Raw genomic sequence first — 21,292 nt, 5'->3', positions numbered from 1 at the left:
ACGCCAACCGCGCGAGCGATCTCAGTCGATCTCTCATTGCATGGATCCGTAGGTCCGGGGTTTTCTTAGACCGTCGTAGAGCGAAACGACCTTCTGCCACTCCGACTTTGCATCCAGCGTCGCGAGAGCCTTTCGTGTGCTGGCGGCGAAGGTCGCTCGCAGATGTTCGTCTTGTGTCAGGCGGTTTATCGATTCCGCGATGGAACGCGGATCGTAGGGATCAAACGTCAGCCCGACCTCGTTGTCGAGCACAAGGCGCTTCGCTTCGGGATAATGCGCAACCAGGACGGGAAGATCGGCTGCCAGATATTCGAAAATCTTGTTGGGGAGCGCAAAGGTGAAGTTGCGACACAAAGCCGGCAACGTCCAAATCCCCGCGTCCGCCCCTCGGGCGGCCGCGACGACGTCCTTCGATGGAACCGGTGGAGCAAGCACAACCCTGTCCTCCACGCCGATGCGCCGCGCCAGTGCCAGATAGCCGGGTCCGAACAGTTCCAGAGAAGGACCTCGAACGACGAAAGTACAATCCGGAGCATAGGCAAGCGATTCAATGATTGGCTCGATCAGGCGAGTAGGACCGGTCCCCCCCTGCCACAGCAGAACGAACGTTGAGTCCGGGAGCCCCAGTTGCTGCTTCAGCGGGGGATACTCACGCGACGGCGTGACCGCGATATCGGGAATGTTACGGACCACGATGGGACGGCTACCGCCGAGTTCCGCCTTCATTGCGTCAGCAATCGAATCACACACGGTGATGGTAGCGGATGCCTCGTTAAGACAACGAACTTCCAGCTCCTGAAGCGCCCGCTTCCACTCGGACGGATATGGCACCCAGGCAGACTGTTTTGTGTTCCAATGAACATTTTCTGAAAACCACTCGTGGAAGTCGACCACAAGGTGGGCACCTCGGTACCTTGCGGCCGCCATCGCGGCGTACGCCGTGGAGAGATCATGCGCATGGAAGGCAAATGGCGTTCTCTTCACCGCTTCCGAGTAAAGCTGATCCGCAAGATAACCCGGCTGCTCGCTCATGAACGTCGCCGCCGTCCAATCGACGTATTCGATATGAACGCGCGGTCCCCAATCGATATTGAAGGATGCCCCTGCCCCCTCCGAGGGCTCCGGACAGATCACCGTCACGTCGTACCCGGCGGCGCTAAGCGCACGAGCTTCTCTTTCAACTCTTGGGTCCACACGCAGATCGGAGACGACAAGCATCACCACTTCGCGACCTGAGGCGGATCTCCCAATCCGCCTACTTCCAGACTTGGCGTCACCCGCAGCAGATATCATCGCGATCCGAGCTTGCGCCAACCGCGCGCGGCGAATCCCAGGCCGTAACCGCGCGCGGCGAATCCCAAGCCATGAGATCGACGCATTCCAAAGCCCGGAAAGGAAATAGAATACCGGCCGCAACGCGCGAAAAAGAGGAGGATACTGCTTGATGAAAGATGAGATCTGCTTAAGCATCATTCTATGGCAACTCTACGAAATCTGCATCGGTGCTGCGGGAAACGCCATCACCACTGACCCACCAGCAAATTGCTATACGCCTTGCACTGGAGAGCAACAATTCTTTCCGCGGAATGGAACGTCGACATCCATTGAGTAGCAGCCCGGCCTCGGCCTTGGGTATCAAGAGGATCCTGGATGACTTCCCGCATTCGCGCCGCGCATTCAGCGACGTTACCGGCCGCGAGCAACGGCGGCTCTTGACCAAAAAACATGGCTGTCTGTTGCTGGTCGATGGCGGAAATCAAGCGGACGCCCAGCGCCATTGTCTCAAACCCGACACCGCCGAGAGCGGGAACAACGAATTGGTCGACCACGGCATGCGATACGCAGTAGCGCTGCCACAGCTCCCGTTTGGACATGGTCGGTATCCATTCAACCAGCTCGGACAGGCCGAGTTCTTCGATCAAATCCTTGCTGTCTGCGACCTCTTGGCCCCACTCGACGAATACAAGCTTGAAGTTTCTCGTCTCACGCGCGACTTCGGCCGCAGCGCGGATGATCACGTCGTTGCCCTTTAGCCAGGATGAATTTCCCCGCTTCCAATGGTGACGGGAGGGACTAAAGAAAATGACAGGCCCGCTTGTCGGAGGGTTCAATTCAGGGTGCGCCCCGCGGAACGCGCGCAACTTGTGATTATCGAACGCGTGTGGAAGGTAGAACACCCTATCCTTCTTTAGTCCCAACCGCTCGACCGAAGGCAGCACGTCCGAATTGGTTACGAACACTGCGGGCGCGCGCTGAAACGAGATCCGGCAGATCAACCCGATCAGGTTGTTCTCGAACGGAATTTCGCGCAGCGTTCCGTGCTCGTAGCAGCAGAAATTCTTGACGCCGTTCATCATCGGTATCAGGCCGTCGATGGCATATCCCTGAATGATGTCATAGTGCGGGAGGATGGCCTCGAAGTCCTTTGGATGCTGCGTCACATACTCCTCGCGATACCTGAGGGATTGACCGTCGAGTTCGGCCGGATCCTTCCTGATTTCATCCCGCAACGTCTCAATTTCCCTTGCTCGCGTTACCGGTTCGGACATCGATCGCGCCACGCAGCCTGGCTTCGAGACCCGAATGCGCTTGAGCGTTGCCTGCTCCAGGAGCGCAACGAGCGTCAGGAAGCGGTGGACCAGCGAGCGCGCAAGCGAAGACGACGCCTCTTGCATTCCACGAGCGCGCTGCCGGCGAACTTCTTCCCGCAACCTGCTGAGTGCGGCGCGAGCCTCGACATCAGCTTCCGGACCTCTGCGGGCAAGTACCAACCATGCAGCTGCCGAGATTCGGTCCAACCAAACCTCGAAGCGACCAGCGCTGCATTCGCGTCCGAGCACGCCATTTGCCACGAACGTTCCAAGCCATATTCTGTACAAGCTCACCGGCCGAAGCAGGAAACTCAGACGTCGGGGAACATTTTTGGCGGGGGAGCTCGCATTCTCGCCGAAACGAGCATCCTGAAGGGCTGCCAACTCCAGTTCCAACCATTTCAAATACGCCGTCGTTCTCCAACCTGCGTTCCGGGCGCGAAGGTATTCAATGCAAAGCGCGGACGGGCCCTGAACAAACCACCGGGGCCGCTTCCATCCCTTCAGGCTTGTCGCCCACCAATCGGGCCTGAAATGATCCTGCCCAAGCGCCGAGGACCCCTCTTGCAGCGCGCCATCCTCCCACTCCGGGCACCCCATGATGTGGTAGTAGTTGTAGCACAACACGTCGGCCTGGATGCCGAGCTTCCGCTGAATGCGGGCATTGTTGTAGGCATTGTTGGCGATGTTGCCGATGTGAAGAACGCGAAGCGGCCGGCCCATTCTGCGCTGAAAGTCGTCGATCAAACGCAAGGCGCGAGCGTTTTCCGCCTCGATCGCCTGCGTTGAGTCGATTTGCTTCAGGCTACTCTCGGGGCCGGTCTCGACATAGGGAATTGACACTGGTTTAGCCGCCCCGCGCACTGGTAACACGCCTGCAAGAGCAGTTCGAACGTTCGAGCAGGGATCGCTTTGACGGCATCACGAACTCAGCGACTTCGCGCTTTCGGCGATTGTTGCTTTCAGAGGCTTTGGCAAATCGGCGGTCTCCACATATAGATCCGCCAAATGCTTGCCGAGCGCCTCTACAGAGTAATTCCTCCGGACATAATCAGGACCGGCGGCTCCGGCTTCCGAAAGCCGTGTGCGGTCCGAGATCAGCCGACGCAAGACTTCCGTGATCGTATCCGGATTTGCCTCAATGACCGGGCAGGTTTCGCGATCGGCGACCGCTACTCCATCGTGCAAATAGCAGATGACGGGACAGCCCGATGCCATCGCCTCCACGGCAGTCAAGCCGAAGGATCCGCTTATGAGCTGGTCGACAAGAACGTCGATCTTCTGCATCGCCTCCAGTATTTCATGGTGCGGCTTTCCGCTCAGTAGCAAGAGCTCGACTGCATGACCTTCAGCCTGCAGGGAGTGGATTGCGCCTTCCAGATATCTTGTCCCCTTGAAATAGCCGTGGTTCGGAAAGTGACCCACAACCAGCTTTCCATCCCCTTGAGACCAGGATCGTCGGGGAGAGAATGTATTAACATCGACCGTCAGGTACGGCACGTTTCGAGCGCCGGGGATAAGCTTCATGGCCAGCCCGTGCGCCACCACGGCAGTCGAGTATTCTCTGATGACCTGCAGCATGGCAGCGCCGCCGGCATCGTCGCAGACACAATAAACCCCCGGATCAGGACATTCGGAGCAGAAATTCCATTCGCCAAGAGCCAGGGTTTTCTCGCGCATTCTGTGGTCGGCGCCATACGCGTAGGTGTAGAGCAGCTTCCCAGCTCGGCGATATATTTCCATTTCGCGCACCGCGATTCCAAAGCGGGGACTTCCATAGCCGCCGGCCGGCTCGACGATGCCGCGATCGTTGTAGAGATGAAAGACATCATAATTGGCGATGGCCCAGATCAGCACGAGCCATCGAAACCGGTACAAGTCCTCGCCACGTTCAGCTATGACGCGCTCCTGAAGTTCCGATAATACGAAATCAAAATTCGAGGAAGTATGGTACGTGGTGAACACGAGCGAGTGGGCATTCGTGCCCAGGGCGCGATCCGCAGCAACACACTCGCGCAGATTGACGATCGGCGTAACACCCCAAAGCGAATTCAACTCGCCCCTCAACAATCGATCCTCAGCTATCACGCGACAATCGGCCACAAGCGCCCTCCAAAAGTTCTGCGCTTCAGATGATTGATCAGGATTTAGAAATGGTCGCAGCGCATCCAGCAGGGCGGCAAGGAGTGCGTAGTTGCCCTTGGCAACAGCCAGATTCACGTTTTCAAAGATCGCCCGATCTATGCGCCCTCTCCGTCGCGCAGGAGAAAGCGCAGAAATAGCTGCTCCAAAATCATGGTTCTTTCGGGCGAATTGCGACAGATTGGGAAAACGCGTCCCCTCAAATAGGCAGTAAGCCGACCGAAATAGCTTCGAGAACACCAACGCGACTCCGCACTTGCCTCAGGCGCAGGCTCGATTGATGCAATCAACCACCCGGCGCTGATCCTCCTCCGTCATGTTCGGAAAGATAGGCAATGTAATCGTCGTATCCTCCGCAAGTGCCGCGTTCGGAAACTGTTCGGGCCGCAGGCCATACTTGTTCTTGTAGTAGCCAAGCCGGTGCACCGCATGCGTGCCCGGTCGGGTCTGAATTCCTGCGGCAGCCAGCGCCGCCATCACCGCGTTGCGGCGCTCGCGATGCCCGTCAACGATACGGATAACGTAGGATTGAAATGCATGCCCATCGACGTCCCCGCCGAGCGGTCGCGCAATCGAATTGTTTCCTGCCAGCAACTCGGAATAGCGACGTCCGAGACGCCGGCGTTCTGCCAGCAACCGCTCGAGTTTGCCCATTTGCGCCACGCCGACCGCTGCCTGGATGTCGGACAAGCGCAAGTTGAAGCCGAGATTGTCAAACGTCGCCATCGTCCACGGGCCGTGAGGCTCGATCGACGGATCCGGAGCGCCGGTGGCGCCGTGATTGCGCTGTGACCGCACGCGTTCCGCAAGATCATCGCGGTTGGTGGTTACGGCGCCGCCCTCTCCCGTTGTGACAGCCTTACGCGGGTGAAATGAAAAGCAACCTATGTCGCCAATCGCGCCAACCAGTCTGCCCTTGTAGGTCGTGCCGATTGCGCATGCGGCGTCTTCTATCACCTGAATGCCGCGCGGCCGCGCAATGGCCATGATCTCATCCATCGGCGCAGCGAGGCCGAAGAGGTGAACCGCGATGATGGCTTTCGTGCGTGGTGTGATCGCGGCTTCCAGCCGTTCCGGATCGATATTGAAGGTCGACAGATCGACATCGACGAAGACAGGCTTGGCACCGACGTATTCAGCCGAGTGCGCGCTTGTGACCCACGTGAAAGCGGGAACAATCACCTCGTCTCCCGGCCCAAGCTTCAGGGCCATGGTCGCCAGATGCAGCGCGGCGGTGCAAGACGTGCACGCAAGGGCATGCTTGACGTCCTGCTTCTCCGCAATAAGCCGCTCGAATCGTTCCGTGAGCGGCCCCTGCGTAACCCATTTCGAGCCGAGGCACTCTCGCAGCAACGCAATTTCAGCTTCGTCGAAGCTTGGTTCAGTAATGTTCATACACGCGCCCCGCGGGAGGTCATTGAGTTTCTGACGATTGTCGGACAGTTGGTCGCGCCGAAGACGAAGCTCCTTGGCGCATCGCATAGCGCCAACCGCCCATGCTAAGCCAGATTCCCAAGCATGAAATCGATCGTTCCGATCGGAGTCTTTCCCGACGCGATCACGCTGCGCGTTAGCCGTCCTCCGCTCTTTCTCGTCAAGGTGATTTGCATTTTTTCCGCATCCTCCTCCAAGATAAGCCTTTCCAATTGGACGCGACCCAAAAACCACTTGCGCTCGGCCGGAATGGGAAGCAGCGCGTGGTGCAACTGCAGCGTCAACGACGTGATTATTTCAAAGGGCTTCGCATCAATCTTCCCATCAACGCGAATTGCTTGTCCTTCAATGATCGCCTTTTCGCGAATCTTCGTCTCGTCGTAGATCTCTCTTCGCGAAATCTCTTCATCTCGTTCGAAGATAGAACAATGCCAAAGGGCTTTGCCCACGTGAAACGAGATCATGGCACACTCCCCACTATCTCCGGGAGCAGGCCCCTCCTCGAAAAGGAACCGCGGCTGGCTTTTTATCAGCCGATTTACGCGCATATCGATCGGGCCACAAATCTGCAGTCCAACGTTTGCTGCACCGTGCATCAGCTGTTCAAAAAGGGTCGTGGAGTGCACATACGTGCGCGTACCGCGAAAGCACACCAGCGGCAAATGAGCCAATTGCTTCAATACGGTCACTCGCTGGCCTTGCGCGTACCGTGCTCTCCGAGATCACGCACGATCCGCTGCTTCTTTGTCCTCGGCGTGACCTGCTCCTCTATTGGAAGAATCTCAAACTTCAGCGGCACCTTAAATTTCGCCATGCGCTCCCGGCAAAACTGCTTGAGTCTCTCATTGAGGACATCACCATCTTCCAGAGCGCCGAGTGAAACCCGAGCACGCACGGCCTGACCCAAGAGCGGATGCTTGACGCCGTATACCGTTGCATCGACGACATTGTCGGCTTGAAGAAGAATAGCTTCAACCTCGGTCGGAAACACCTTTTGTCCACCGACGTTGATGACTTCCGTTGCGCGGCCGCGAAACCGTACTAGACCTTCTTGCTCTTCAACGAGATCGCCGGTGTTCATCCAGCCGTCTGCGTCGATTGGTGTGGGAGCATTGAGATATCCGACCATGCTGGATTTTGAACGGATGTGCAACATTCCGTCGACAACGCGGGTTTCAAACCCTCTTCCGCCAATTCTGAGCCAGAGCGATTTGGGATCTGGAGATTGAGAGTGAAGCACTCCGAGTTCCGACAGACCATAGGTCTGCTTGAATTCGACGCGGGGAAAGATTTCAGTCAGACGCGTAAGCGTCGACTGGGGCATCGGCTCCGTTCCATAGGTGATGAGCCGAACCGAGGCCATGTTGCTATCTCGCCATGCGTCGCTGGCGAGCAGTATCTTCAGGAACGTCGGTGTAGTTGGCAGAAGCTCGGCTTGCCCTCGAGAGATTGCCCTGCAAACAGTATCGGGACTACGATCAGAAATGCATATGGCGACACCGCCATAGGCGAGAGTTGATAACAGCGTGTTCACCCCGCCGAAATGATCCATCATCAGGAACAGCACCGCCCGCCAGCCCGGCCGCAGCTCGGCGAACTTGTCGAGAACCTTTTCAAGGTCGTGCAAGATAGCCTTTGGCTGCCCAGTCGAGCCTGACGTAAAGACCACAAGTCCGGCGTGGCCCTCCTTTCGAAAACTGTCCAGCAGCGGATTTGGGGGAGGTACGAACGGACCTGAAAACTGCGCGTTACCCGCAACATCAAATCTTATGAGGCGTTCAAGCCCGCCGATCTTCGCTAGCCGGGGCAGCTCATGCTCCACAGCGGGGGTGAGCGGCATAGCAATGGCACCGATCCGCATCAACGCAAGAAAGAGAGCTATCGAATGCGTCGAGTATTCACCGATGTACCCGCAGACCGTGCCGCTCGCCACGCCGTTACTGCGAAGGCACTCAATCCAGACATCACTGTCGGCTAACAGTTCTCGAAAACTCGTCGAACCCGTCTCGGTATCGATCGCTGGAGCGTCGCCGAACGAAGCAAGCCGGGAAATCAATCGATCGACGGCTTTCTTTCCTAGATGATCTTGCATTGGCATTGCCCAGTAACGCAATCGATCCCATTTGCTGTTACCGCGACGTCCAAAAGCACGGCACGGAGCGGTCTTACGATCCTTTTTACCTCACAACTGTAGAGGAGTTCCGTGTTCGCATACACAGGTCGATGAAATTTGAATTCAGTTCTCTGTAGCACGGCATGCTCACCCGGGAGGTACATTCCCATTAGACGGGAAAACCGACTGACCACGGCGAGACCCTGAATGATAGGACCGTCGAATCCACTTCGACGCGCAAAATCAACGTCACCGTGGACAGGAGCACTGTCTCGCGCAAGACAGGCAAATGCTTGATGCTTTTCAGCGTCGAACATGACCTTTTGCACGACCCGATCTCCGACGGAGATCTGATCAACCATGAGCGCACGCGGCATGGTTTCGTCTGTTACTTCAAGATACATGGGCGCTTTCTCTAGGCCGACCATCACGCCTTGGCGCGCGCTTCGATAAAGTCCACAATGTCCTTGAGCGAACGGAGCCGCTCCATTTCGCTTTCGCCAATTTCAACCTTGAACTTTTCCTCAATCTCCATAATAGCCGTCGCATAATCAAGTGAGTCGAGGCCAAGGCGGAGCAGCGGAACGCTGTCATCGCTCAGATCAGGAATCCTTGGCTTACTGGCCTGTTTGATGATTTCTACGATGTCGTTTCGGATAGAAGTCATGTCTTTCTCCTAAGATTGCAGCGCATCAGAGCACGGCACGCTGCTGTTCATGATCCATTTGCAGTTTTCAAAAGTCTTTGCCGGGGCATGCCGCACTAGTGCCTCATGGTCCGGCGGCTGGCCTCTTTACCCAACCCACCCGACGAGCCGGATTGCCGAAAACGATCCAGAATTCGGGAACGTCCTTGGTAACCGCGGCGGCTATTCCTGCCAGCGAGTAGGGAGCCATGACGCGCCCATCCATCAAAACTGCGCCTGGACCAAGGTAGGCCCCTTCCCGCAACGCGCTCCGACCGCACATCGTCGCGTTGGGGCCCACGTAGGTATGATCCCCTATGGTACAATGGTGTCCTAGCATAGCTCCAGCGCGAACGCCGGCGAACCTACCAATCCGCGCCAATGGTTGGACGGTTGCGCACGACAGGACGAACGATCCGCAACCAAGTTCAACATCAGATGATACTACCGCAGCCGGATGAACGAACGTTCCCCATCGATGATCGGGAATCTCGAGCTTTTCGATGCGCCGCGCTCGTTCCGGCATATCGCCGACCTTCTGAATCGCCGGAATGAACTGTATGTCGGAATCGATCTCCCGCCAGTCTTCCAATTTGCCCAGGACCGAAACGCCATGCAGTATTTCACCTCGGGGCAACGCGTCATTGAGGAACCCAGCCAACTTCACGTCTCTGCCCGCTCGTTCCGCGACATGGATGGCCTCGGCAAGCGAGGAACCGTCACCTGGTCCGCCTAGTATCACAAGACGTTTAGCAAGCATTCGAGTGCTCTCCCAATGACCCAACACTGCGCGGCGTCCCCGACGCGTCATTCGCGAGCGAACAAGGACGACTGGTCATTCCTTGCCACCATTCCGCCGAAGCAAAGCCGTCAAACTCCCAAACATCCCCGACTTGACGGCTTTCCTCTCTGGCACCGCTTGATCATAAAGAGCGGGCGAACATTCAGCTTGGACGGACCCGCTCTGCTGTGCAAACCAATCAAGACATTGCTTCAGCGTCCAGGTGACGAAACCACTCTCGGCAACATCTCGTGCCGCTTGGTGCATTCCCATCGTCCTGCCAACGTTTTCAGGATGAAGATTCAAGACAATGACGCCCGGAATCCCGCTGCTGCGGATACGATCCGCGAGACCGTAGATGCACTCGGCGGCTTCTGAATCATTCCAACCGTTAATGAATACAACACCATCGCCAATTGCCGTCAGCATGCTCCAATGGTCTGTCAATTTGTCATCCAGCAGGAGGCGCCCCGGAAGTAGCGACCCGTTCAGCACCTGGCCATCGAAACCCGGCAAATTGGAACTTCCGATTGCGCCATGATCCATCCAAGATGTTGCGTGACGCCAATAGCCGTCATTGAGAAAGCCGTGGTTGCGAACCGTAAATGACTCCTGACCAGTGAGCCCGGTAAACCACTTCGCCTGTTCTGAAAATACGCTCGCATACTGCTCTGGACGATCGAGTGCATCCGGATGGAGACCCAGTTCCAACTGGCAACTGGATCTCAGCTGCTTCAATGTTTCGCCGTCATGCTTGGTCAAAGGATGAAGAAAATACGTAATCGGTAACGAGCCAAGCGCCTGTCGCTGCAGATCGTAGCAATGTAGCGGCGCTTGATCATCGTCTCCCGTTACTACGATCGCGCCTGGCGCGCCGTTTGGCAGCATCGGTCGCCTGAGAACGCCGCACACCCGCTGCAAGGCATCCGCCAATGCCTCGCACCACCAGTCAGCCGGCCGCTCACGGGGGTCTTCGCCGGCGAGTTGCGCGTCGAAGAGATAGTTTGGCCGCTCGCCCGCGATTCCCCACTTGGCTTCGGTCGGTCGATTGTTCGCAGTGGCCGGGTCGCCTTGACGGTATCGCATTAGGTCGGAAGCAAGATCGGTTCCAATGAAAACGACGGAGCCACGATCTCCTGTTTCGAGTTGAATCCAAGCGGCTCGTTGCTGACCATCTTCGACGATCGCGGTGACATCGCGCTGAGCTGCAAAATGCATGTAGGAATGTAACGTGCGGAGTCGTCCCCAAGGCTTTGACCCAGCAAACTTCGCGCGCAAAACTTGGGGTGATCCGGCCGTTCTAGGGACGGTACTTACGCCAAACGCCCTGGCAAATTCGGTGCTAGGAAGCACAACAACCAGGCGACCGCCTCTTTCAACGTTGTTGCGCGCTAGAGCAATGTCCGCTGAGCCAGGCCGGTAAAGTACAATGGGCTCACCGGATTGCGTCGATGAAGCTTTCGGGAAGCCGAACATTTGAAGGTGGTGCGCGATGAAGGGACCGCCAGCCTGCCCGGCAACCATCGAATGCTGTCGATGGCCTCCAATTTCAGCTAGATAGTTCGGAGAGGATCCGAGATTGGGAGCGTAAAGCTGCGGGCGGCGGAACAAGCTACCTTGGATGACGGGAAGGCTTCGCGAACCGAACTTTGTCTTGAAGAAAGAAACCTTTGAAATCGGCCACTCGCGCGGCACTTCGGGAAACGACGGTCCAAATCGGTAGATCTCGTGCCCTGCTTGCTTGGCCCACAGAATGGCCTTCCAGTGCATGAAATTGTTGGGCCTGAGCTTCATCGCTTCCGGCAACGAAACGCCGGCAAGGAAATTGACCGCATTCTTGTCCGTCAACAGGATGAGGCCCGCAATCGGGTTCGTATTTTGCCTGACCAATGCAACGTGTGCGCCTCCTTCGGCCGCAAACGACCTGAAGATGCTTCGGTAGTACTCGAGTTCGGGCAGAACCTCGCCGGTTCTTGTGGCCGATGCACGCGCAACATCCATATAGGTTTCGAGACAAGAGGCATCGTTCGATATCTCGAATTGCAGGCTTGATTTCTCCGCTTTCCGGACTGCAGTGCGGCACGTGTCGTCCAATCCCGCGAACAGCTCTTCAATGGTTGGGGCGAGATCGACCAGCTGATCGGCATTCAGGGTTGAGGAGCCGGGGCAAGGCAACATTCCCGACGGTCCGAATGCAATGCCGAGCTGGAAACCGAAATCGCTGACCCAGAACGGCACCGCCTCCCTTCCGGAATGACGATTTGCCGGCGCGAGATTGTGGCAGTTCAACTGAATGCGATCGACGTCATATAGATCGGCGATAGCGAGTATCTCCTGCATCGCGGCCTGACGCGCGGCCTTCGCTACGCCGGCGTCGATATCGGCGTCGAGCGCAAGACCGGTATGGCGATGAATCCCCGAATGCAGCAATCGCTCGCCAAGCGCCATTCCGGGGCCTTCACTGATAAACAAGGGCTGGATGCCGACGAGCTGCGAGTTCTCTTCCAGGGCGAACGACAGGTTCGCAGACACGAAGAACCGTTGCTCGATCTCGATCCAGGACGATCGATGTGTGAGCCAGGCCTGCGGCGATTGCAGCGCCAGACGATCCCAGGCACTATGATCAATTTCGCGAAACCGGACGACTTTCATCGCGATTCAAACACTGCATTAAAGCGCGTGCCGAAATAGGGATTCAGCGGGTGGATATCGACAATTCTCGTGTTGACACCGAGGCGACGCCCCAGTGCCACAAAGTCCTCGCGGTCGAAATAGTAGGAAATGATCTCGGGCTTGATCTCGATCGGAATCGGGGCCGACAACTTGCTCAATCCCAGCAAGCCAGCGATCTTTGCCACACGGCTCGACTTCTGCTCATACTTCCGAATCGTTCCCAACGGGGCCCGTTCCGCTTCGGGTTGAAATTCCTGCTCGAATTTCGCTGTGAGCCTCTTCGCGATGACCTGCAGTTCTTCGGCCTTCTCGCGGTCCGGAATTGATCCGATCAGGACCCGACCTTGCGGCTTCACCACCCGGAGCATTTCCGCAATGATCGGCTCTCCCGTTGCGAACGACGGGAAATTCGAGAACACATCATAACAATAGGCGGCATCGAACCGCCGATCAGGGAACTGGAGGCTTTCGCCGCTGGCTCTCTCGAAGCTCGCATTGTTCAATCCGAGCCGCCTTGCGACCGCAAGCGGCGCCTCGGCGAGATCAACTCCTATGTATTCGCCGACACTGGGGGCCAGCACCTTCGCCAAGAACCCGGCCGCACAGCCGACTTCAAGGACCGATGAGCCCGGGCCGGCTTTCATCAGGCCGAGCATATCGAGCCTGAGGTCGTCGAGAAGGCTCTCGTTGGCCCACAACCGCGGATTGCGGCCGGCGATATAGCAGAGATCATCCAGCGTCGGCTTCTCCGAAATCTGCCTTGCACGAAGCTCAAAGAACGCCTCAAGCTTCTCCTGCCATTCGCCATCTGTCATCGTCGTCATTCGCTTCGCTCGATACTGCAGGTGAATTTCGGATCGTACAGATAGGTGAAATGCCACAGAGAATTGCGGGACACCGAGAACTGCGCCGCCTTCTCAACATAATGCAGGATGGCTTCCGCACCCTTCGGCAGCATGTGCCGGCACAGACCGGCAGAGATATAATATTGCCCTTCGCCGAGCGCGAGCTCGGGCACCTCGTAGATGACGCTTCCGCGTTCCGGCAGACCGTCCTCTCCATCGAGGAACAGGCCGCCGTCGTACCCCTCGATTCCGGTCACCGCCTGAAGCCGCGCGGTATCGATCCGCAGACTCGCGTAGATCTGCTTGTGCTCGGAGAAGCCCGACCACGACACCCGGATGCGAAGCGGCTGCCCGTTCTTGACGACGCCGATCGGCTTGCCTTCGACGTCGATCACCTCGACGGAAGTGATCCGCAGGGTGCCGCCGCCAAGCTCGTATTTTCCGGTTTCGGCCGTGCTCTCGATCGACTCGCTCAGCTTCTTGGTTTCCCGGAGATTGCGCGCTTCCTCGATATCCCAAACACTCTGCTCATAGGCCTTGCTGACGCGCTGGGCATTGCCGTGCATCAGCACCCGCCCCTTGTCGATCCAGATCGCCTCGTCACACAGCTCGCTGATCAGCCCGCTCGAGTGCGAGACGAACAGGACGGTGGCGCCGCTTTCGCAGATCTGGCGAACCCGCTTCATGCACTTGTTGACAAAGGCAGTATCGCCGGCAGCGAGAGCCTCATCGACGATGAACAATTCCGGATCGACGCTGATCGCCGTGGCGAAGGTGAGTCTCGCCTGCATACCGCTCGAGTAGGTCCGGAACGGCTGATCGATCACCTCGGCAAGCTCGCTGAAATCGATAATCCAGGGAACCTTCGCCTCGATTTCGGCTCTCGTCATACCCAGGCACATGCCGCCCAGCACGATGTTGTCGCGACCCGACACATCCGGATGAAAGCCGGTCCCCAATTCCAGAATCGCAGACAGCTTCCCGGCCACTTCAACTCGCCCGGTTGTGGCATCCAGCAGTCCGGCAATGATCTTCAGGAGGGTACTTTTTCCCGCGCCGTTCGGCCCGATGATGCCGACCACGCGCCCGCGCAACACTTCAAAGGAAACATTCCGGACCGCCCAATGCTCATGGTGCCGGGGCTTTCCGGTGATGATCTCCTTCAGGAAGTCCAACGGCTGCTGATAGAGCCGATAGGCCTTTCCCAGGTCAGTGACGCGAATGGCGCATTGCGGGTCCAATGACCCGGCAAGCGGGATCAGTTCGCCGGCGTCTCGATTGTCAGAGAGCATTGCCATAGTACGGTTTCAGCTTTTCAAACATGCGGTATCCGAGCCCCAGACTTAGCAGCGCGAACACGATTGTAACCGCCCAGGCGTATGGATGCTTGAACGAACCGAAGAAGAGGACGTCCTGGTAGACCCAGACCAGGTAACTGAAGGGATTCGAATAGATCAACGGACGAAGGGCACGCGGCATCCAGTCGGGCAGGTACACCGTCGGCATCAGATACATCGCGATCGAGGTGAAGACCGTGACGATCTCGCGCAGATCGCGAAAGAAGGGAGTGACTGCAGCAAGGGCGAAGCTCAATCCGATCGCCAGAATTGCGTGAACGGCAAATACGATCGGCAGCAGCAGGAGCATCCAGCTGAGGCCCCCCACATAAGCCTTGTAGAGAATGACGAGCGCAAGCGCCGGCAGATGAGGGATCGTTGCAGCAATGGTTGCCGCGATCGGAAGCAGCTCGATCGGAAACACAACCTGCTTGACGAGACTTGCGCTCCCTATCAGCGCTCCGGGCCCGCGAACCAGCGCGGCCTGCATCATCAGCCACGGAACCAGACTTGCCAGGATGTAGGCAGAGAAATCGCCGGGAAAATCCGCGCTGATCGACAGCTTGCTGCCCAGCACGAAGCCGAAGATGAGCAGGTATGTTCCGACCACAACGAGAGGATGAATGAAAACCCACAAGGCGCCAAACCCGTGCCGCGCATGCGCAGCGCTCAGGTCACGATCGACCATCTCCCGCAAGAGATCGGGATATCGCCGGATCTGGCTGATCGTGGTCCATAGGGCCTGAGAGTTGCGGTATGGCGACAGGCCAACCCGCACCCATCTTGCCGCCGGGAAGAGACCGTTCATCTTCAGCGCGCTCCCATTTGTGCGTGCCTAAAAGCTGCTTTCCATGATCTGCTCGAGATTGAGCAAAGACCAGATCAGCAGCCGCCTGTTTTCCCGTCCTTCCAGATGTTCGTCGACCAGGGAGCGAACGGTCTTTCGGTCGACCAGGTCGTAGATGCGGGCCGTGTTGCTGAAGAGCCTCCGTTTGACATACTCGATGCTCTCGCCCTTGAACCAGCTGGCGTCCGGCGCCGAGAAGCCCTGCTTCTCGCGCTCCGCCACTTCGTCGGGAATATGCCGGCTCATCATCTTCCGCAAAATCAACTTGCCGTCCTTGGTGCGCTCGTAATAGCGCTGCGCCTTTCCGCCGGGCTCGTTTTCGTTGAGGCGGATGACCTCGGTCAGGTTGCCGAGCTTCATCTTGGCGGGAAGCTTCATTGCGAAATCGACGAGATCATTGTCGAGAAACGGCACTCGGCTCTCGAGTCCATGCGCCATCGCCAGCTTGTCCTCGACGACAAGCAGCCCGTTCAAGAACGTCTTGGCCTCGAAGTAGAGCGAGTGATTGACGTAATCCTCGGGCCGCCGCAGCTCCGAGGCGTGCTCCTTGAACACCCCCCTAAAGATATCGATCGGCGAGGTTTGCCTGGCCTCATCCCATACCGGCCCCAGTAGCTTCGGCATCGTTCCGCTCGGAACCATGCGCTGCCAGAATCCAAAGTACTTCTCGATATAGTGATCGAAGTCGTCGTTCACGACGGCGCGGTAGTAACGCCAGGGGTATCCGCCGAACAGTTCGTCTCCCCCGGTCCCGGTCAGGACCACCTTGCCAAATTTGGATGCGAGTTTCGCCGCATAGAAATTCGGATAGGACTGGCCGACGCGAGGCTCTTCCAGGTGCCATGCAAGCTGAGGCAATGCCCGCTCCATGTCGCCGGCCTTCAAGACCATCTCGTAGTGCTCTGTCTTGAACAGGTACGACATATGCTCGGCCTTCGTCCGCTCGTCGTATCCGAGTTCGACGCCCGAGGCCGAGTTGAGATCGAAGCCGACCGTAAACGTCCGCATGAACGGCAGTTGGCTCGATGCCAGCGCGGTGATGGAGCCTGAATCCATGCCGCCGGAAAGATAGCACCCGACCTCGACGTCGCTCACGAGCTGCCGGTTGACCGCCTGCCTGAACAGGCGATCGAGCTCGTCGGTCGCCTCATTCTCATCGACGGCGTACTCGGGCTCCTCGAAATGAAAATCCCAGTACTGCACCGGCTCAACGGCCCTGCTGTCCTGCGAAATCTGCAGATAGCAGCCGGCCGGCAACAACTTCACGCCGGCAAACAGTGTCCGCTCAGCGAAGAAGTTCTGAAAGCTCAGATATTCCGACAGCCCCCTGATGTCGACGCGCGGCTTGTACTCCGAAAATGCCCGAAAGGCCTTGTGCTCGGAGGCGAACACGAAGGTCTGCCCAAGTTCGGCATAGTAGAGCGGCTTCACGCCGAAGCGATCCCGGGCCAAGGTGAGCTTCCGCTCGTGATTGTCCCAGATCGCAAAGGCGAACATGCCGTTGAACTTGAGAAGCGCACCGAGACCCCACTCGGCGAAGGCGTGCAGCAACACCTCGCTGTCGCCGGAAGAGTTGAAGACGTGGCCCCTCGCCGAAAGCTCAACCTTCAATTCCTTGAAGTTGTAGATCTCCCCATTGTAGGTCAGCACAAAGCGGCCGTCGCGCGTCTCCATCGGCTGCCGCGCGGCGTCGGTCAGATCAATGATCGACAGCCGGCGATGACCGAGTCCAACGGGACCGTCGCAGTAGTGGCCCTCTCCGTCCGGCCCGCGATGAGCAATGATATCGGTCATTGCCGTCAACGTGGTGATTGAAGCGGGCCGCCCGTCGCGGTGCAGAATTCCGGCTATGCCACACATGTTATTCTGGCCGATCTATTCAATGATGTCGGGTGCGAACTCGGATCTGAGCCTTCAGATTTGAGCCTTGGCACGACGCTGATCGACCTGATCGATATGGCTTCTGCGCCAGTCGATCAGCCGCCGCAACCCTTCGTCCAGGTCGATCGCGGCGGTGAAGCCGATCTCCTCCTGCGCCCGCTTCGGCGATCCGATCCGATTGCGCACCAGCGTGGCCTGGCTCCGCGGCGCATAGTTGATCGGCTGATTGGAGCCGGTGAGGTTCAGGAGCTTCTCGGCGATCTGCTTCAGCGAGGTCCGGTGTCCTGTGCCGACATTGTAGAAGCGATCCGTCGCGCTCGCGCCCATGGCGCACAGATTGGCGCGCGCGCAATCCTCCACCGCGACGAAATCGAACGCCTCCGAGCCGTCCCCCAGGATCGTCGGTCCCTCTCCCTTGTCGATCGCGTCGAGCATCTTCATGATCACCGCGATATACGCCCCCCGGTAGTCCTGACGCGGTCCGTACACGTTCATGTACCGGAGGCCGACATAGTCGAGGCCATAGCGGAAGTGGTAGGCACGGGCCATCGCCTCGCCACAGATCTTGGTCGCACCATAGAAATTCTTGTTGTTGAACGGATGGTCTTCCGTCATCGGCTCCTCGACGGCGTCGCCATAGACGGAGGCCGACGACGACCAGACCAGCCGCTTGACGCCGTTGCGCACGCATCCGTCCAGGACGTTGAACATTCCGTTGACGTTGACGTCAAAAGCCGTTCGCGGGAATTCGTGACACTGCAGCAACCAGAGCGCAGCGAACTGAAACACCCCGTCGGCGCCCTTCAGGGCCGCATCGAGGATGTCGACCTGGGTGATATCGCCGCCGGCCTCGAAAATCTTGACGCGAGGGTCGCGCAGCGCGCCGGCAAGGTTCTCATGCGTGCCGCGCACGAAGTTGTCGTAAATGACGATCTCGCCGACGTCAGTCTGCGTCAGCTGATCGACCGCATGCGACCCGATCAGCCCGGCGCCCCCGATAACGACAACCTTCTTTCCGCGAATGTCCATTTTTCTTCAACCCTCGATTTCAACCAGCGCTTCATTGTGAAGCTCATAACGACGGTGAGTGCGCGGGCAGACCAGATCGCTGCCCAGCCGCTCGCCTGCTCTACTCATCCAACCAATCCGGCGGGCCGGATTGCCTGCCATCAACGAAAATGCGGCGACATTCTTCGTGACAACAGCACCGGCTCCGATGAAGCAGTACTCGCCCAGCGAATGTCCGCAGACAATGGTCGCATTGGCGCCAATGCTGGCGCCGCGTCCGATCGGCGTCTTGCGAAACTCGTCCTTCCGCGACACGCCGGCGCGCGGATTGTTCACGTTCGTGAAGACGCAACTCGGTCCGCAGAACACGTCATCCTCAAGTTCGACGCCGTCATAGATCGAGACGTTGTTCTGGATCTTGCAGCCGTTTCCGATCCGAACGTTCGGACCGATCATCACGTTCTGGCCGATCGAGCAGTCCTCGCCGATCACCGTCCGCGCCAGAATGTGGCAAAAGTGCCAGATCTTGGTGCCGTGCCCGAGCACCGCCCCATCGTCAACGTAGCTCGATTGATGGATCAGGACGCCTGGAAAGCGCGGATCCTCGCGCATCTCGCTCATTTGTGCATCGCCTTCTGGGCAAAGGCGTGAACGCCGTTGCTTCTGACGATCGGCGCATCGCGAAACGTGGAGACGATATCGATCGAGGGGCGGACTTCGTCCAGCCTGAAGCCGCGGCCGGCGACGATCTCCTCATAGCTGCGCGTATGGAGATCGGTGAATCCTTCCGAGAATTCGACCTCCTCGCCGTCGACGGTGATCGAGCGATAGGTCGTCTTCTTGCCTTTCACGCTGTCGGGCAGGTCGTTGCGGTCCAGGGACAGAAACCAGCTGACATCCGCGCGCTCGCACTCCAGAGAGCCAGCCGCCCTCTCAGCTTCGCGCAGGTGCGCCTCGTTGCGGCTGGCGGGGCCGAACACGAAGCTCAGCATGTCGAAGAAGTGCACCCCGATATTGGTCGCAACACCACCCGACTTGGCGTCTGCTCCCTTCCAGGAGGTGTGATACCAGCGTCCGCGCGAGGTGATGTAGGTCAGCTCGACCTTGTGGCGCTTGTTCGAGTTCGCGAAGCGATCGCGCAGCGCGATGATCGCCGGATGCAGTCGCAATTGCAGAATGGTCGAGATGCGGCGACCGGTGTCCCCCTCGATGGCGGCCAGTTCGTCGATGTCGCCGGGATTGAGGACCAGTGGCTTTTCGCAGATGGCATCCACGCCCGAGCGTAGCGCAAACCGGCAGTGTGCGTCGTGCAGATAGTTCGGCGAGCAGATCGACATGTAGTCGATCTTTCGGCCGCCTCTGCGCAACTGGTCGACGTAGCGATCGAACAGCTCGAACTGGGTGAAGAACTCGGCATCCGGAAAATGGCTGTCCATGATGCCGACGGAATCGTTGGGATCGTACGCCACGGCCAGATTGCCGCCGGTCTCGGCCATCGCCCGCATGTGCCGCGGCGCGATGTAGCCGGCAGCGCCGATCAATGCGTAAGTCGTCATGGGCCCCTCTCTCAGACGTTTCTGCCTGCTTCAGGCAAGCTACCGCACTCGGGGTGAATCGAGCATCACACCCAAGCCCAACATGTCCATTGCGCCTGCCCGGAGGCAGACGCAGTTACGCCGCAGCGATCAGGTCCGTCCCGACAAGGACACGGACCTTGCGGCCCAACAGGTTCAAGAGAACCGCAACGCGATGCTGATCGCTGGCGTCTTCAACGAGCGCAAGACTGTCGACGAACGCACCTTCGACAATTCGCACTTTATCCCCGGGCGAGAACGCCGGCCTGCGCGCAAGCGTGATGAAGCCGGTTTCGTCCTCGCGCCCCTTCAGGGCATCGATGACGTGGTCTTCCACCACCGCCGGCCGATCTCCCACACACACAAGATGCGACACGCCGAGCGTCGATTGAATGGCACGCCACCGCTGCGACGCGAGATCGATCCCGACAAAGAGATAGCGCGGAAACAACGGACGCGGCACAGTCTCCACCTTCCTGGCATGGCTGCGGCGCTTCAGGTAACGGGGGAAATAGATCGAAAATCCCTGCCGCTCGAGGTTGGCGGCCGCCTTTGCTTCGGCATTGACCTGCGTCTGAACGACGTACCAGCGTGAACTGAGCTCCATGGCCATCACGCCCCCAACGATTGCTTTGGACGCAGGCCCAGCAGATCCGGCGCAAGGACTTTCTCCGCCCCGAAATTGCTGACCGCCTGCTCGAATACACTGCGCGCCGCCGTCAGATGCGTCACAACGACCGCATCGAACGGCTCGTCCACCAACGCGTAGGAGGAAACGACCTTGACACCAATGAACCGGGTCGCGGTTGCATCGGGATCAACGATCGCAATGACGGAAATTGGCCCATCGACCGCGCACAGGATCGCGATTTCGCAGAGGTCGGATTGTCCGGCGAGCACCACCCGCCTGAAGCCGAGCGCCTGAGCGCGCTCAAACAGCCTGCCATACTCCTCCTTCGCCTTGCGGAAGAGCGAAAACGAGTCCGACAGGAACTGGACGGTCAGTCGCGATTTCTCGGAGAAGCCTTGCGGCGTGAGGTAGTAGGCGTATCGCCGCGCCGGCGCCTGCCCGACCTTGACGAAGCCCTTCTTGATCGCCCGCTTCAGGTAGGCGTTGACCAGGCCGAGCGCGACGCCGAGATCGGCCGCGATCCGCCGCTGCGACTGCGCACCATCGGCTTCAAGCGAGGTGAGCAGACCGAGCACCAGCCGGTCGCTGTCATTCTCATCTGTCGGTAGAATGCCCGCCATCACACCTATCCCCATTGGGAATGGCTGATAGCGCGTTCACCGGATGAACGTCAAGCGAATTTGTTCACGCGGTGAACACAGCAAGTTATTGATAACAAACATTTTTACTCAAGGCCCGTGTGTCGCCGCA

20 protein-coding genes are annotated in these 21,292 nt (G+C 58.4%); 1 reads left to right on the top strand and 19 read right to left on the bottom strand.

Features of this window, described 5'->3' with window-relative positions; all coding sequences use genetic code 11:
* Window positions 1-33: 33 nt before the first annotated feature.
* From AC066Y_RS13340 to AC066Y_RS13300, 9 genes are all read right to left on the bottom strand, one after another.
* On the bottom strand, window positions 34-1,473 hold the full coding sequence (locus AC066Y_RS13340) for a glycosyltransferase family 4 protein (protein ID WP_478274272.1): 1,440 nt from the start codon (window positions 1,471-1,473) through the stop codon (window positions 34-36).
* A gap of 47 nt (window positions 1,474-1,520) precedes the next feature.
* Window positions 1,521-3,434 carry a glycosyltransferase gene (locus tag AC066Y_RS13335; protein ID WP_478274271.1) on the bottom strand — a complete coding sequence of 638 codons (1,914 nt, stop codon included), beginning with the start codon at window positions 3,432-3,434 and terminating at the stop codon, window positions 1,521-1,523.
* A gap of 78 nt (window positions 3,435-3,512) precedes the next feature.
* The gene (locus AC066Y_RS13330) at window positions 3,513-4,973 is read right to left on the bottom strand and encodes a glycosyltransferase (protein ID WP_478274270.1); all 1,461 of its coding nucleotides are present in this window, start codon (window positions 4,971-4,973) and stop codon (window positions 3,513-3,515) included.
* Between the two features lie 21 nt (window positions 4,974-4,994).
* Entirely contained in the window at window positions 4,995-6,128 is a 1,134-nt protein-coding gene (locus tag AC066Y_RS13325; RefSeq protein WP_478274269.1) for a DegT/DnrJ/EryC1/StrS family aminotransferase, read from the bottom strand.
* A 104-nt stretch (window positions 6,129-6,232) separates the two neighbouring features.
* Window positions 6,233-6,856, bottom strand: a complete 624-nt coding sequence (locus AC066Y_RS13320; RefSeq protein WP_478274268.1) for a hypothetical protein — start codon at window positions 6,854-6,856, stop codon at window positions 6,233-6,235.
* The gene (locus tag AC066Y_RS13315) at window positions 6,853-8,259 is read right to left on the bottom strand and encodes a class I adenylate-forming enzyme family protein (protein WP_478274267.1); all 1,407 of its coding nucleotides are present in this window, start codon (window positions 8,257-8,259) and stop codon (window positions 6,853-6,855) included. The genes AC066Y_RS13320 and AC066Y_RS13315 overlap by 4 nt, the downstream gene beginning before the upstream one ends.
* Complete coding sequence (locus tag AC066Y_RS13310; protein WP_478274465.1) at window positions 8,244-8,597, bottom strand: MaoC/PaaZ C-terminal domain-containing protein; 354 nt, start codon at window positions 8,595-8,597, stop codon at window positions 8,244-8,246. Before AC066Y_RS13310 ends, AC066Y_RS13315 begins: the two co-directional genes overlap by 16 nt.
* 110 nt (window positions 8,598-8,707) lie before the next feature.
* Entirely contained in the window at window positions 8,708-8,947 is a 240-nt protein-coding gene (locus AC066Y_RS13305) for an acyl carrier protein (protein WP_478274266.1), read from the bottom strand.
* A gap of 103 nt (window positions 8,948-9,050) precedes the next feature.
* Complete coding sequence (locus AC066Y_RS13300; protein WP_478274464.1) at window positions 9,051-9,491, bottom strand: LbetaH domain-containing protein; 441 nt, start codon at window positions 9,489-9,491, stop codon at window positions 9,051-9,053.
* Here AC066Y_RS13300 and AC066Y_RS13295 point away from each other — a divergent pair.
* Window positions 9,423-9,701, top strand: a complete 279-nt coding sequence (locus tag AC066Y_RS13295) for a hypothetical protein (protein ID WP_478274474.1) — start codon at window positions 9,423-9,425, stop codon at window positions 9,699-9,701. The genes AC066Y_RS13300 and AC066Y_RS13295 overlap by 69 nt on opposite strands.
* A 99-nt stretch (window positions 9,702-9,800) precedes the next feature.
* Here the strand turns inward: AC066Y_RS13295 and AC066Y_RS13290 are convergent, their stop codons facing one another.
* From AC066Y_RS13290 to AC066Y_RS13245, 10 genes are all read right to left on the bottom strand, one after another.
* Entirely contained in the window at window positions 9,801-12,398 is a 2,598-nt protein-coding gene (locus AC066Y_RS13290; RefSeq protein WP_478274265.1) for a lipid II:glycine glycyltransferase FemX, read from the bottom strand.
* Window positions 12,395-13,243, bottom strand: coding sequence for a class I SAM-dependent methyltransferase (locus AC066Y_RS13285; protein WP_478274264.1), 849 nt, complete (start codon window positions 13,241-13,243; stop codon window positions 12,395-12,397). The genes AC066Y_RS13290 and AC066Y_RS13285 overlap by 4 nt, the downstream gene beginning before the upstream one ends.
* Complete coding sequence (locus tag AC066Y_RS13280) at window positions 13,240-14,562, bottom strand: ABC transporter ATP-binding protein (protein ID WP_478274263.1); 1,323 nt, start codon at window positions 14,560-14,562, stop codon at window positions 13,240-13,242. Before AC066Y_RS13280 ends, AC066Y_RS13285 begins: the two co-directional genes overlap by 4 nt.
* Window positions 14,546-15,409 carry an ABC transporter permease gene (locus AC066Y_RS13275; protein ID WP_478274262.1) on the bottom strand — a complete coding sequence of 288 codons (864 nt, stop codon included), beginning with the start codon at window positions 15,407-15,409 and terminating at the stop codon, window positions 14,546-14,548. The genes AC066Y_RS13280 and AC066Y_RS13275 overlap by 17 nt, the downstream gene beginning before the upstream one ends.
* 27 nt (window positions 15,410-15,436) lie before the next feature.
* The gene (asnB, locus tag AC066Y_RS13270) at window positions 15,437-17,308 is read right to left on the bottom strand and encodes an asparagine synthase (glutamine-hydrolyzing) (RefSeq protein ID WP_478274261.1); all 1,872 of its coding nucleotides are present in this window, start codon (window positions 17,306-17,308) and stop codon (window positions 15,437-15,439) included.
* A 54-nt stretch (window positions 17,309-17,362) separates the two neighbouring features.
* A complete protein-coding gene (locus AC066Y_RS13265) occupies window positions 17,363-18,358 on the bottom strand; it encodes an NAD-dependent epimerase/dehydratase family protein (RefSeq protein WP_176530103.1) in 996 nt (331 codons plus the stop codon).
* A 6-nt stretch (window positions 18,359-18,364) separates the two neighbouring features.
* Window positions 18,365-18,958, bottom strand: a complete 594-nt coding sequence (locus AC066Y_RS13260) for an acyltransferase (RefSeq protein WP_478274260.1) — start codon at window positions 18,956-18,958, stop codon at window positions 18,365-18,367.
* Window positions 18,955-19,893: a Gfo/Idh/MocA family oxidoreductase gene (locus AC066Y_RS13255; RefSeq protein ID WP_478274259.1), complete on the bottom strand. Its 939-nt coding sequence runs from the start codon at window positions 19,891-19,893 to the stop codon at window positions 18,955-18,957. The genes AC066Y_RS13260 and AC066Y_RS13255 overlap by 4 nt, the downstream gene beginning before the upstream one ends.
* 115 nt (window positions 19,894-20,008) lie before the next feature.
* Window positions 20,009-20,524 carry a transcription termination/antitermination protein NusG gene (nusG, locus tag AC066Y_RS13250; RefSeq protein WP_478274258.1) on the bottom strand — a complete coding sequence of 172 codons (516 nt, stop codon included), beginning with the start codon at window positions 20,522-20,524 and terminating at the stop codon, window positions 20,009-20,011.
* Window positions 20,524-21,162: a winged helix-turn-helix transcriptional regulator gene (locus AC066Y_RS13245; protein WP_092115543.1), complete on the bottom strand. Its 639-nt coding sequence runs from the start codon at window positions 21,160-21,162 to the stop codon at window positions 20,524-20,526. The genes nusG and AC066Y_RS13245 overlap by 1 nt, the downstream gene beginning before the upstream one ends.
* Window positions 21,163-21,292 lie beyond the last annotated feature (130 nt).

It is taken from the genome of Bradyrhizobium sp. USDA3010, assembly GCF_056429065.1.
Note: the sequence above shows the minus strand (reverse complement) of the source record. Positions and strands in the feature narration are given on the sequence as shown.